This window comes from Ruegeria sp. CDSA141, assembly GCF_059612005.1.
In genome coordinates, this window is record NZ_JBXWPT010000001.1 from 634,371 (window position 1) to 647,075 (window position 12,705).

Annotated in this window: 10 protein-coding genes; 5 read left to right on the plus strand and 5 right to left on the minus strand. The window is 58.8% G+C overall.

Features of this window, described 5'->3' with window-relative positions; all coding sequences use genetic code 11:
* The first annotated feature begins 35 nt into the window (after positions 1–35).
* The 3 genes from hfq to AC2FLP_RS03225 are packed head-to-tail and all read left to right on the plus strand — an operon-like array spanning position 36 to position 1,872.
* Positions 36–275 (plus strand): RNA chaperone Hfq, encoded by a 240-nt coding sequence (gene hfq, locus AC2FLP_RS03215; protein WP_005982826.1) that lies wholly within the window; start codon positions 36–38, stop codon positions 273–275.
* Positions 275–1,552 carry a GTPase HflX gene (gene hflX / locus AC2FLP_RS03220; RefSeq protein ID WP_496680774.1) on the plus strand — a complete coding sequence of 426 codons (1,278 nt, stop codon included), beginning with the start codon at positions 275–277 and terminating at the stop codon, positions 1,550–1,552. Before hfq ends, hflX begins: the two co-directional genes overlap by 1 nt.
* Positions 1,553–1,566: 14 nt before the next feature.
* Positions 1,567–1,872: a putative quinol monooxygenase gene (locus tag AC2FLP_RS03225; protein ID WP_496680772.1), complete on the plus strand. Its 306-nt coding sequence runs from the start codon at positions 1,567–1,569 to the stop codon at positions 1,870–1,872.
* Between the two features lies 1 nt (position 1,873).
* Here the strand turns inward: AC2FLP_RS03225 and AC2FLP_RS03230 are convergent, their stop codons facing one another.
* The 4 genes from AC2FLP_RS03230 to hemB form a co-directional block, all read right to left on the minus strand.
* Positions 1,874–2,269, minus strand: a complete 396-nt coding sequence (locus AC2FLP_RS03230) for a nuclear transport factor 2 family protein (RefSeq protein WP_299893730.1) — start codon at positions 2,267–2,269, stop codon at positions 1,874–1,876.
* A 109-nt stretch (positions 2,270–2,378) separates the two neighbouring features.
* On the minus strand, positions 2,379–4,841 hold the full coding sequence (locus AC2FLP_RS03235) for a penicillin acylase family protein (RefSeq protein ID WP_496680769.1): 2,463 nt from the start codon (positions 4,839–4,841) through the stop codon (positions 2,379–2,381).
* Between the two features lie 168 nt (positions 4,842–5,009).
* Positions 5,010–5,582: a lipid-binding SYLF domain-containing protein gene (locus tag AC2FLP_RS03240; RefSeq protein WP_117868788.1), complete on the minus strand. Its 573-nt coding sequence runs from the start codon at positions 5,580–5,582 to the stop codon at positions 5,010–5,012.
* A gap of 141 nt (positions 5,583–5,723) precedes the next feature.
* Positions 5,724–6,722 (minus strand): porphobilinogen synthase, encoded by a 999-nt coding sequence (gene hemB / locus AC2FLP_RS03245; RefSeq protein ID WP_496680765.1) that lies wholly within the window; start codon positions 6,720–6,722, stop codon positions 5,724–5,726.
* A gap of 120 nt (positions 6,723–6,842) precedes the next feature.
* Here hemB and AC2FLP_RS03250 point away from each other — a divergent pair, with 120 nt between their 5' ends.
* Together AC2FLP_RS03250 and mfd are read left to right on the plus strand one after the other, a co-directional pair.
* On the plus strand, positions 6,843–7,367 hold the full coding sequence (locus AC2FLP_RS03250; RefSeq protein WP_496676474.1) for a component of SufBCD complex: 525 nt from the start codon (positions 6,843–6,845) through the stop codon (positions 7,365–7,367).
* Between the two features lie 21 nt (positions 7,368–7,388).
* Positions 7,389–10,847 (plus strand): transcription-repair coupling factor, encoded by a 3,459-nt coding sequence (gene mfd, locus AC2FLP_RS03255; RefSeq protein WP_496680763.1) that lies wholly within the window; start codon positions 7,389–7,391, stop codon positions 10,845–10,847.
* Between the two features lie 144 nt (positions 10,848–10,991).
* Here mfd and AC2FLP_RS03260 read toward each other — a convergent pair whose 3' ends face one another.
* Positions 10,992–12,650: a hypothetical protein gene (locus AC2FLP_RS03260; RefSeq protein ID WP_496680760.1), complete on the minus strand. Its 1,659-nt coding sequence runs from the start codon at positions 12,648–12,650 to the stop codon at positions 10,992–10,994.
* Positions 12,651–12,705 lie beyond the last annotated feature (55 nt).

Below are 12,705 nucleotides of genomic sequence, written 5' to 3' on the forward strand. Positions count from 1 at the left end.
GCGCGTAGCAAGAACAATGGCGAGATTATAAAAATATGGCTTCGGACAGACAGAATCTTCAGGATGCCTTCCTGAACAATGTACGGAAAGCTAAGGTTCCGGTAACGATCTTCCTGATCAACGGGGTGAAATTGCAGGGTGTTATTACCTGGTTCGACAATTTTTGCGTATTGTTGCGCCGCGACGGACAGTCGCAGTTGGTATACAAACACGCGATTTCGACCATCATGCCGTCGCAGCCGATCAATCTGTATGAGGGCGAAGACGCCTCTTGATGGAACATGACCGGATGCGCACCCGGGCCTGGGTGCTGCATCCTGAAATCAAATCAGATGAACAGCGCCGTGTCCCTGAACCGGCGCTGGAAGAGGCGGTCGCACTGGCCGCTGCATTGCCCGATCTGGATGTGATCGGATCCGAAATCGTGCGACTTCAACGCGCGCAGGCCGGGTATTTGTTCGGCAGCGGCAAGATTGAAGAACTTGGTGAGCGTTTTCACGACAACGAAGTTGAGCTGGTTCTGATCGACGGGCCGGTGACACCGGTGCAGCAGCGCAATCTGGAAAAGGCATGGAAGGTCAAGATCCTCGACCGGACCGGGTTGATCCTTGAGATTTTCAGCGACCGAGCCCGCACGCGGGAAGGGGTGTTGCAGGTCGAAATGGCGGCGCTCAGCTATCAGCGGACGCGGCTGGTACGGGCCTGGACCCACCTTGAACGTCAGCGCGGTGGTTTGGGATTTGTCGGCGGACCCGGTGAAACCCAAATCGAAGCCGACCGTCGTGCCATTGACGAGCAACTGGTGCGTTTGCGGCGTCAGTTGCAGAAGGTGGTCAAGACCCGGACATTGCACCGGGCCGCCCGGGCCAAGGTGCCGTATCCAATCGTCGCACTCGTGGGCTACACAAACGCAGGCAAATCCACGCTGTTCAATCACCTGACCGGGGCCGAGGTGATGGCCAAGGACATGCTGTTTGCCACACTGGATCCAACCATGCGCCGCGTGCAATTGCCCGATGGTCCCGAAGTGATCCTGTCAGACACGGTGGGCTTTATCTCGAACCTTCCGACCGAGCTTGTGGCGGCCTTCCGGGCGACGCTGGAAGAGGTCTTGGGGGCCGATCTGATCGTCCATGTGCGTGATATCAGCCATGAGGAAACGGAGGCGCAGGCGCAGGATGTCGAGGCGATCCTGACCTCGCTGGGTGTCGACGACGAGCGGCCCCGGCTTGAGGTCTGGAACAAGATAGACTTGCTGAGCGCCGATGAGCGCGAGGCGACGCTGGCGCGCGCGGAACGAGATCCTGAGATTTTTGCCATTTCTGCTGTAACCGGCGAAGGGATCGCACCTTTGCTGTCCGAGATCGCGATGCGTCTGCAAGGTGCACGGCGTGAGGCAGTTCTGGACCTGTCTTTCGCTGACGGTAACAAGCGGGCCTGGCTGTTCCGTCAGGATGTTGTACGCAACGAAGAACAAACCGAAGACGGGTTTCGTATCACCGTTTTGTGGACCGAGAAACAAGCGGCTCAGTTCGAGGCGCTGAAGAATTAGCGGTGGAACTGGATATGTCTGACAAGCCGGACCACAGAGTGTTCCTGAACGGCCATATCGATGTGCCTGCGGACCGGCTGGAAGAGGTGCGCGCGGCGTTGCCGGACCATGTAAAACTGACCCGCGCGGAAGAGGGCTGCATTTCTTTCGACGTGATCGAGGATCAGAGCAGGCCGGGTCGGTTCGACGTGTCAGAAGTGTTTGCAGATCAGCAAGCGTTCGATGCGCATCAGGCGAGGGCGCAGGCATCTGACTGGGCTCGGGTCACTCAGGGGATACCGCGACACTACAGGATAGAAAGCGCATCCAACGGGGGGTAGGTCAGGCCCCGTCTATCTGTCGTTGATAGTCATCCGCGTCGAACCAGCCTGTTGATGATTGTACAAGGTAGTCCGGCGTCAGTTCCCATTCCTCCCATCCACGCGTGACAACGTGATTGCCGGTCTCGGCATTGTGCCCTTCGCGCGTCCAGACGAAAATGGCACGAGTTCCGGCCCATCGCATCATGTCACAGCGCACTTCCAGATCCGGAAAACTGGCGTAAGATTCGCGCACCAGGTTGGCGATTGCTTCGCGTCCTTTGGCTGGTTCGCTATCGTTGAAGGTGATCTGCCCGTCACGTGCAAAGAAACCGGCAACTGCGTCAGCGTCGCCAGAGCTCCATGCGATTGCGTAGTCGCGCGCAAGATTATTTAGGACATCCCGAATACTGGCCATACTCGTCCCCCTTTGGTCCCACATAATCAGTCCGATAATGTTAGGCGAATTTGACCTTGGGCGCCACGAGGCGTGGAAAATCGGGGCGGGGACTTGCCGAATAGGCGGATTATCGCGGGATCAGATTGGTTGTTCCGACAGCCGCGGCGCGGGCCAGATCAAGATCCAGTGACATGGGGATGTATTCGCCACGCCGCCACAACTGCGCCTGATCGTCATAGTAGCGTGACAGGAAATGACCCGATTGCCCGGTCGCCGTAATGAAGACCGAGCTGTTGGGGTCGGCGAAGTCATAAACCCCGCGATACCCGGCGCCGTGCACATTCTGGAACGGATCCGGCCCTTCGCCCGACGTGCGGCCTCGCAGCAGCGTGTTGTCGCCGCCACTGGTCGATTGGTGAATGTTAACAAAAAACCGCAATATGGGGGCGGATCCCAGCACGGGATGATCATGAGTTGCCTGATGCGCGTCGCCCCAACGCAGAGATTCAAGCGCGCTGCCATATCGTTCGGAGATCCAGATCAGCGCGTCGTCCAGCGCGAGCCGTGCCATTTCCGTGCAAGTCTCAACCGGTGCGCTTTGAATCACGTCGCACCAGACACCAGCGCCGTCAATTTCGCGATAGACCCGCTCGATGAACAGCGGTTCGACATGTTTGTATTCGCTGGCCAGTGGCCCAAGCTCGTCCGAGATCAGCCGGATTTGCAGCGCACGCAGCCAGGCCGCATAGATCAACGGCTCGGGCAGGTGTTCGTTCATCTCACCGTTCCAGTCCGCCAGCAGCGACAGCGCGATCTGGCGCTGACGCTCCAGAGTTCCTTCAGGGGCCGAAGCCCCGGTAAACCACAGATCGGCACCGATCAGCGGCAGCAGGGACCGCGCAGTAAAGCTGACCGTGTCCAATTGCGCTTCGATAAAACTGTCGCGGGTATGCACCTCGCGCGATTGCATCAGGCGTTCCCAGCGATGCACGCGCTGCGTATCACCCCATTCATACGAGACGTGCTCCGGAAACGGGCGGTCGATGATCTTGTTGTTCGTGTTGCCAAGAACACCGCCGACGGGGGCCACGAAATCCGGGTTGTCGGCATAGGGCAGGCGGCCTTGCCAGCGATTGGCTTCGATCCAGCCGGGCGATGGGATACGCCCACGGCTTTGGTTTTGCAGATCACGCCGTGGCATGGCGCCGATCAGCTTCATCCCAATCGTCGTCTTGTCGACCAGCGACAGATTCTGAGAAGGCGCGATGAACTGTTCACCGACCGCGATGGCCTGTTCCACGTTGTCGGCGTTCATCAGAGCCATGGACGCCGACATCGACGTGTCTTGCGGGCTGAGCGCCGTCCAGGACAGAGATGCCACGTGGCCCGGCGGCGTGATGGTTTCCAGCTTGTAGTCCGTGCCCGGCAGCACCGGCCCATTGTCCGTCCAACGCAGGGTCAGCGTAACCGGAGCCTCACCCTTGATCTCTATGATCGAAGGGCGGGTCTGGAATTCCTTGAAGCCGGTCGGGGTCAGGTATTCCTCGGGGTTGTCAGGATTGAGCTGCTCGATATGAACGTCCTGATCGTCAAGATACGAGGATGTAAGTCCCCATCCCAACCGGTCGCTGCGTCCTGTCATGATGGCGGGCACACCCGGGATCGAGGCCCCGATGACACCGCCTTTTTTCAGATCGAGATGCGCCAGGTACCAAATCCCGGGAGCAGTGAAACCCAAATGAGGGTCGTTGGCCAACAGAGTCCCGCCACTTGCAGAACGTGACGGCGCGGCGGTCCAGGCGTTTGACGCTCCGGCCAGACCACGTTTGGGAAGGGGTGAAAGAGGTGTTTCGGGAATATCCGTTCCCGCCGCATAACGCCGAAGATTTGGGAACAGCGTGGCATATTCCGGCAACGCCGCGATGCCGGGCCCGGGAACGTCGGGCAGGATATCCGCCAGACGATCGGGGTTGTTCAGCATCAGCGACGTGCGCGCACGCAGAACTTCATCGGTCAGGTGACCTGACAGTTGCAGCGCCATCAGCTTGATCATCGCGATACTGTCACCCGGTTGCCAGGGTGAGACCGGAGCGTTGAACAGGAACATCTCAGGTGCGCCGCGACCCAACGCCTCTTCGTTGATCTCGGTCAGACGGGCATTGACCCCGGCGGAATAGGCACGCAAGGCGGCCTTGGTATAATCGTCCTGCACCTCGACCGAGCGGTGAGCCAGCCCATAAAGGTCCAATCTGCGCAGCAGCTTGTCGATGTGAAGCGTGCGCGGGCCAAAAACCTCAGACAGACGGCCTTGCGCGGTACGGCGCATGACCGTCATCTGCCACAGTCGGTCCTGTGCATGGGCATATCCCAATCCAAAAAACACATCGGGATCGGTCTGGCCCAGAATATGTGGCACGTTGGCGGTGTCGCGTACGATTTCGACCGGGGCGGTCAAACCGTCAACCTCAAGCGTTTGGTCATAGTCCGGCAGGGATTGGCTGGCCAGAAAATAGACAAGGCCCATAGCGGCGAGGATCAGGATGATCAGACCCGACGCGATGCGCACCAGCCAGCGGAAAACAAGACCCATTACTGCCCCAGATTCTTATTAAGTGAACGTTGGTCTGAGACTAGAGGATGGTCGGTCTGACCGAAAGAGGAACGCGGCAAGAACCTGCGCGGAGAGGGTTGAAATTAAATGCCCCGCCGCAGTGTTGCGCTGCGACGGGGCCGTGTGTGGGGGAAGTGGTAATCCGGGTTATGGAATGATGCGGGTGTATTTCGTTCCTTCGACGGTTGCGCCGATCTGAAGGCCAGCTTGCCCGAAGATCGCGGCCAGAACAGGGCTGCGCAGAGTCGTGGTGTCGGTCGACAACGAGTCGCCCTGATCGCTGACCACATATCCGATGTCGGCCCCGGCGGTCCAACCGCTTGAACGACGGAAATCATTCAGCGCATCTTCTGTCATGAAGAACAGCACATGCGCATATTGCTGAGCGCCGATCTGCAATCCGGCGGTGCCTTTGACGGCCGAGTAGTAATCGACTGTAGCGCCGTTGATACGCAACGCGCCGCGGCCATAGCCGCCGCCGAATACAAACCCCGCCTCGGTGATCAATGGCATGACAAGCAAGCCGTTGGCTTTGTTCGCGATTTCCACGGTGTTGGGGTATCGGCTGTACATCTCGGTCAGCGTGGCATCGACGCGGGCGTCGATCGTGGCCGAGTTAGAATTGCCGACGCCGTTGCCGCAGGCAGCGGTCAGGGTCAGGCCTGCCATGCCCAAGGCAAAGCCGCGACGGTTCAGTCGGGGGGAGTTGGAACTGCTCATGGTTTTTTCTCTGTAACTGTGCCTGATATGTCGGGTGATCCCGATCTTGCTGGCAAGGATACGCCGATTAGGGCGATGTGTCACGGGAAAGCTGCCCGCTGAAGGGGATTTGTCGGCGAAAAGTTGCGACTCTTCGGGGTTTTAGCCTTGCAGGATGCGGGCAACCTGAGGTGAGAAATAGGTCAGGATGCCATCGCATCCTGCGCGCTTGAAGGCCAGCAGGCTTTCAAGCATTGCCTTTTCTCCGTCGATCCAGCCATTCTGGGCGGCAGCCTGGATCATCGCGTATTCGCCCGAGACCTGGTAGGCATAGGTGGGTGCGCCGAAACTGTCTTTCACACGACGACAGATATCCAGATAGGGCATTCCGGGTTTGATCATCACCATGTCCGCGCCCTCGGTCAGGTCACGCTCGATCAGGCGCAACGCCTCGTTCGAGTTGGCAGGATCCATCTGGTAGGTTTTCTTGTCACCGGTCAGCGCGCCTGACGCGCCGACGGCGTCGCGGAAGGGGCCGTAAAAAGCGCTGGCATATTTCGCGGCATAGCTGAGGATCATCACGTTGTGATGCCCGGCGCCTTCCAATGCGCGGCGCATCTCCCCGATCCGGCCGTCCATCATGTCCGACGGCCCGATGATGTCGGCTCCGGCGTCGGCCTGGGCAAGGGTCATCTTGACCAGCGCTTCGATGGTCTGATCATTCACGATCTCGCCGTCGACGACGTAACCGTCATGACCATTTATATTGTACGGGTCCAGCGCCACGTCTGTCATCACCGCGATGTCAGGGGCTGCCGCCTTGATCGCACGGATGGCCCGGTTCGACAGGTTGTCAGGGTTCCAGGCCTCGGCGCAGTCTTCTGTTTTCAGCGCAGAATCCGTATAGGGAAAGATGCATATCGCGGGGATTCCAAGCGCCTGCGCTTCGATGGCCGCTTTTGCAATCAGATCCACCGAACGGCGGACCACGCCCGGCATCGAGGGTACGGGCTCTTCAATCCCTTCACCGTCGCGTACGAAAACGGGCCAGATCAGGTCATCCGTGGTCAAGGTGTTCTCGCGCACAAGCCCGCGAATTGCCTGAGATTGACGGGCACGCCGAAAGCGGGTCATGGGATAGGGTGCAATGGTCGGTTTCATGGCGCGTTCTCCTTGAACATTTGTGCATTGGGTGGCATGAATTCACAAAGGTCTCAAGGGTATCAATGGACGCGGCAGCGTGGCAGAACCTCTCTGAGAGGTTTGAATAAAGGGTTGGGTTTGGACTGGTACTCTTCGATCTTTGAAGTCATCGACATGCGCAGCTTCTCGAATCTCTGGTTCTGGATCGTGCTGGCGGTTGTCTGGTCATCGGCAAGCCACTGGGTGATGGGTATTCCCTACGATCTGGTGGTTCGTGCCCGACGCATTGGCGGGCAGGTCGAGATCGACCTTCTGGACATCGTTCGCATACACACCAACCGAATACTGTTGATCGTCGACATGTCCGGCACCATCTTACTGGCATTTGGGTGTTTTTTGTTCACCGGCTTGGCCACGCTGGGGTTCTACTATGGGGTCGAGTTCGCACAGGCCGTGTTTCTGCTTTTGTTTCCATTGACGCTTGTTCTGCTGGTGAACATCGTGCATGCACGACGATTGCGGCGGCAGGAACTGACGCTCGACTCCGTTTCGAAAACCATTGCGCGCTGTCGGCTTTATACCCAGATCATAGGCATGATCTCGATACTGGTCACTTCGTTCTGGGGCATGTATCAGAACATCTCGATTGGCGTTCTGGGATAGCAAAATCTGAAAGGCGAGGCGATGAAGGCTCCGAACCACGTGACAGTTGGCGGCGCCCCTGAAGGGTTTGACGCGCAGCTTGTGCTGAACGAAATCGCCCGCAGCAACGGGCCGGTGGCCCATGTCGCGCGAGATGACAAGCGGATGGAGGCGATGCGCGCTGCGCTGGCTTTCTTTGCCCCCGACATGCCGGTCTTCGTGTTTCCTGGCTGGGATTGTCTGCCTTATGACCGGGTGTCCCCCAATGCGGATATCTCGGCGGCCCGCGTTGCCACGCTGGCTGCGCTGGTTCACCAGATGCCGCAGAAATTCGTGTTGTTGACGACATTGAATGCGGCTACCCAACGCGTCCCGGCGCGAGACGTGTTGCGCGAGGCGGCTTTTACCGCCCGCGTCGATCAGCGCATTGACGAGACCGCGCTGCGCAACTTCCTGGTGCGCATGGGGTTCACGCAAAGCCCCACCGTGATGGAGCCGGGCGATTATGCCATTCGCGGCGGTATCATCGACATCTTCCCGCCGGGTGAATCGGGCCCTGTCCGTCTGGACTTGTTCGGAGATGTACTGGACGGCGCGCGCCGTTTTGATCCCGTGTCTCAGCGCACGACCGAAAAGCTGGACGTGGTCGAACTTGCTCCGGTGTCCGAGGTCATTCTGGATGACGCGGCCATCACACGGTTCCGCCAGAACTATCGCATTGAATTCGGCGCTGCCGGCACCGATGATCCGCTTTACGAGGCTGTAAGCGCCGGTCGCAAACATCAGGGCATCGAACATTGGCTGCCATTCTTCCACGACAAGCTTGAAACGCTGTTTGATTATTTGCCGGATGCCACGATCACTGTCGATGATCAGGTTGCACCGGCCAGACTGGCCCGATGGGACACGATTGCCGATCAATATGAAACCAGGCGACTGGCGCTGGAAAACCGATCCCGTATGGATACGGTCTACAAACCCACACCTCCGGGCCTGCTGTATCTCGATGATGCCGCGTGGGAGGCGGCCGTCGGAGATCGGCGTGTCATGCAGTTCAGCCCCTTGCCGCAGGCGTCGGGTCCGGGTGTCATCGATGCGGGCGGGCGGATCGGGCGCAACTTTGCCCCCGAACGTCAGCAGGAAAGCATCAGCCTGTTCGGTGCTTTGGCCAGCCACATTGCAGCCAGGCTCGACAAAGGTCCGGTGCTGATTGCGTCCTATTCGGAAGGTGCGCGCGAACGTCTGACTGGCTTGATCGAGGATGAAGGTCTGGCCGAGGCGATTCCGATAACAAATGGCACGCGTATCGGAAAGCGCGGCTTGCACCTTGCCGTCTGGGCGCTGGAGCACGGTTTTGAGGCCCCCGACCTGACGGTGATCGCCGAACAGGATGTTCTGGGCGACAGGCTGATCCGCCAACCCAAGAAGCGCCGCAAGGCCGAAAATTTCCTGACCGAGACCCAATCCCTCAGCCCCGGTGATCTGGTGGTGCATGTTGACCACGGGATCGGTCGTTACATGGGGATGGAGGTCGTCACGGCCGCCGGTGCCGCCCATGAATGTCTGCTGCTGGAATATGCCGAGCATGCAAAGCTGTACCTGCCGGTCGAAAACATCGAACTGCTGTCGAAATACGGCCATGACGAAGGTCTCTTGGATCGACTTGGCGGCGGCGCATGGCAGGCCAAGAAAGCCAAGCTGAAAGAACGCATCCGCGAGATGGCCGACAAGCTGATCCGCATCGCGGCTGAACGTGCCTTGCGAAAAGCTCCGGTAATGGACCCACCTCCGCATGCATGGGAAGAGTTCAGCGCCCGTTTCCCATATCAGGAAACCGACGACCAGTTGAGCGCGATCTCGGATGTGATGGAGGACATGCACTCCGGCGCGCCGATGGACCGGCTGATCTGCGGTGACGTCGGCTTTGGCAAGACCGAGGTGGCAATGCGCGCCGCCTTTGTCGCCGCCATGTCCGGCGTGCAGGTGGCGGTCGTGGCACCAACAACACTGCTGGCCCGCCAGCACGCAGCAAGCTTCAGGGAACGGTTCCGTGGGTTTCCTCTGGAGGTTCGGCAATTGTCGCGCTTTGTCTCGGCGAAAGAGGCCCAGAAAACCCGCGACGGTTTGGCGCGCGGTACGGTGGATATCGTGATCGGGACCCATGCGCTGCTGGCCAAGAACATAAGGTTTAACAATCTGGGTCTGCTGATCATCGACGAGGAACAGCATTTCGGTGTCAGCCATAAGGAACGGCTGAAACAACTGCGCAGTGACATCCATGTACTTACACTGACCGCGACCCCGATTCCACGAACGCTGCAATTGTCGCTGACCGGGGTGCGCGACCTGTCGATCATTGGCACCCCGCCAATCGACCGTTTGGCAATCAGAACCTATGTTAGCGAATTCGACGCGGTCACGATCCGAGAGGCGCTTCTGCGCGAACACTATCGTGGCGGCCAAAGCTTCTACGTCGTTCCACGCATCTCGGACCTGCCCGAGATCGAGGAGTTTTTGAAAGAGCAGCTGCCGGAACTGACCTATGTGGTTGCACATGGGCAAATGGCAGCCGGTGAGCTCGATGATCGCATGAACGCGTTCTATGACGGTAAATACGATGTGCTGCTGGCTACAACGATTGTCGAAAGCGGGCTGGATATTCCGACGGCGAACACGATGGTTGTGCACCGCGCGGATATGTTCGGCCTTGCGCAGCTCTATCAGATCAGGGGTCGCGTTGGGCGCTCGAAAACTCGTGCCTATGCCTATCTGACCACCAAACCACGCCAGAAGCTGACCGCCACGGCCGAGAAACGCCTGCGTGTCCTGGGATCGCTGGACACGTTGGGCGCCGGGTTTACGCTGGCTTCTCAGGATCTCGACATTCGCGGCGCGGGGAACCTGCTGGGTGAAGAGCAGTCCGGCCAGATGCGTGACGTCGGCTATGAACTTTATCAATCCATGCTGGAAGAGGCGATTGCCAAGATCAAAGCGGGTGAAATGGAGGGGCTGTCAGATGCTGATGACCAGTGGGCCCCGCAGATCAATCTGGGCGTGCCGGTTCTGATTCCCGAGGATTACGTACCCGATCTCGATGTTCGTCTGGGCCTTTACCGCCGCCTGTCATCGCTCTCGACCAAGGTTGAACTGGAGGGTTTTGCTGCGGAGTTGATCGACCGTTTTGGCAAGTTGCCGAAAGAGGTTAACACTCTGATGCTGGTCGTGCGCATCAAAGCCATGTGCAAACGGGCGGGCATTGCCAAGCTGGACGGCGGCCCGAAAGGGGCGACGATCCAGTTCCACAATGACAAGTTCGCATCACCAGAAGGTTTGGTCGAGTTCATTCAAAACCAGCGCGGCATGGCCAAGGTCAAGGATAACAAGATCGTCGTGCGCCGGGATTGGAAGAAAGACAGCGACAAGATCAAAGGGGCCTTTGCGATTGCCCGCGACCTTGCTGAAAAAGTGGTCGCGGAAAAGAAAAAGGCCAAGGCAGGTTAAGCTGTGGGATTTGGGCTTTGCCCCTGCCGCATGCAGTGCGTCTCGGCCGAGATCATTGCGGCCAGATGAACAAGGGATCCCAGCTTCATCTGGCTGAAAGTATCCCCGCCGGAGGCATCGCGTGGCAGCGCGATCCAACACACCTCATTCATGCATTGCGGCCTGCGCGCAGAAACAGGACGCTGCAACCGCCCGATCTGCCCGGGCCAGAGCCAGATCCAGGCGTTGTTTGACCTGTAGGATTTCAACATCTTCCCCCCGGGCTTTGAGACAATCGTACAGCCCCTTCAGGCTCCACACGTTGTCGGGATGGATCGAAGCGCGGCTGAGCGAGCCACCAAGGCCAAGATCTTCGCGATAGACAGCCTCTGCTTCTGCCGTATGACCTTGTTCGAACAGCAACGTGCCAAGCGCGTGGCGGGTGGGCTGCATCCAGCCCCAGGGCTCGTCATATGGCAGGGTGTCATCCAACTCGACCGAGCGGCGCAAATGGGCAAAAGCGATCTCAAAATTCCCCTTTCGGTACTCGATCTCACCACGCAGCATTTCCCGGGCAATTTCCAGCAGGTCTATCACGCGGTTGTTGTGCAACCTGCGCGTTTCCGGAACGCATTCCTTGGCTGCGAGAAACAGGTTCTCTTCCGCTTCGGCATGGGCAACATCACCACTAGCGGCACGTGCGATGGCGCGGGCGTAGTGGGTCGTGGCCGTCAGGGTACGGTAGAGATCCGGATCGGAGGGCAGCTCCAGCGCCTTGGCCTCTTCCCAGCGACCAAAGCGGATCAGGATGTGCGGCCCCATGGACATGTAGCTTTCGAAGTAATCCGCCATGGGGGGGCTTTCGATACGAAGCATTTCTTCGGGCGTCGTTTCCCACAAACCCTGATTGGCGCGCAGGGCAGGTTCGATTTGCCCCAGAAACAGCGCGCCGTAGATGGCGAAGTGATAGTTGTGTTGACGGTAGCCGGTGTAGATATTGAATGCCCCCTCGCGTTCGTAATACTTCAGATCGGCATCCGAGGCCTTTTCGTTCCAATGCACCACGTTGTGGTAGTGGCCGCAGAGGACGTCGATATGTGTCGGCATGTGAACGAGGTGGCCTGCATCAGGTACCAATGTGCGCAGGACATCACCGGCTTTCAGGGCTTTTTCCGGGGTGGGCGACATTTCCATCAGGTGAACATATAGATGCAGCAGACCGGGATGCGACATGGCGGCCGGATCGCTGGCCATGGCTGTTTCCAATACTTCCTGAGCCTCAAGCGTTGCGGCGCCTTCAGCAGGCTGGCCGGTTTTCAGATCCCACATTTTCCAGGGCGTCAGGTTCAAAAGCGCTTCGACAAAGAGTGTGCGCAGGTCAAGGTGATCGGAGTGCGCAGCGAACGCCGCGCGCATCGCTTCGGCAAAATCGTGATCCCAAAGGTGCATGTCCTCGGCCGGATCCCGCTGCGGGTATCGCGCTGGAAGAGCCCGGATCAGTGCCTGCTCAACAGGCGTGCAGCCGTCAGCCAATCGAAGTGCGTTTTGCGTGGCATCATAAGCCAGCGCCAGCGCCTTGCTGCGTCCCTGCTCGTCCTGCAAGTCCCATGGTAGGTTGTAATTCGGTCCCGCCGCGTAGGCGACGCCCCAATATGCCATGGCGCATTGGGGGTCATGTTCAGCTGCGCGCTGGAAACAAACCACGGCTTCTTCGTGATTGTATCCATAGGTCCAGTTCAGGCCGCGGTCGAACCACAGCTGAGCCTCGGGAACCGAGGTCGTTACCGGACAGGAATAGCTGCCCAGATCATAGTATTCACGCATCAGAAGCCCTCCGCTCGGTTCAGGTCGAGAGTAACGTGTTTCTGACGAGTCGCAC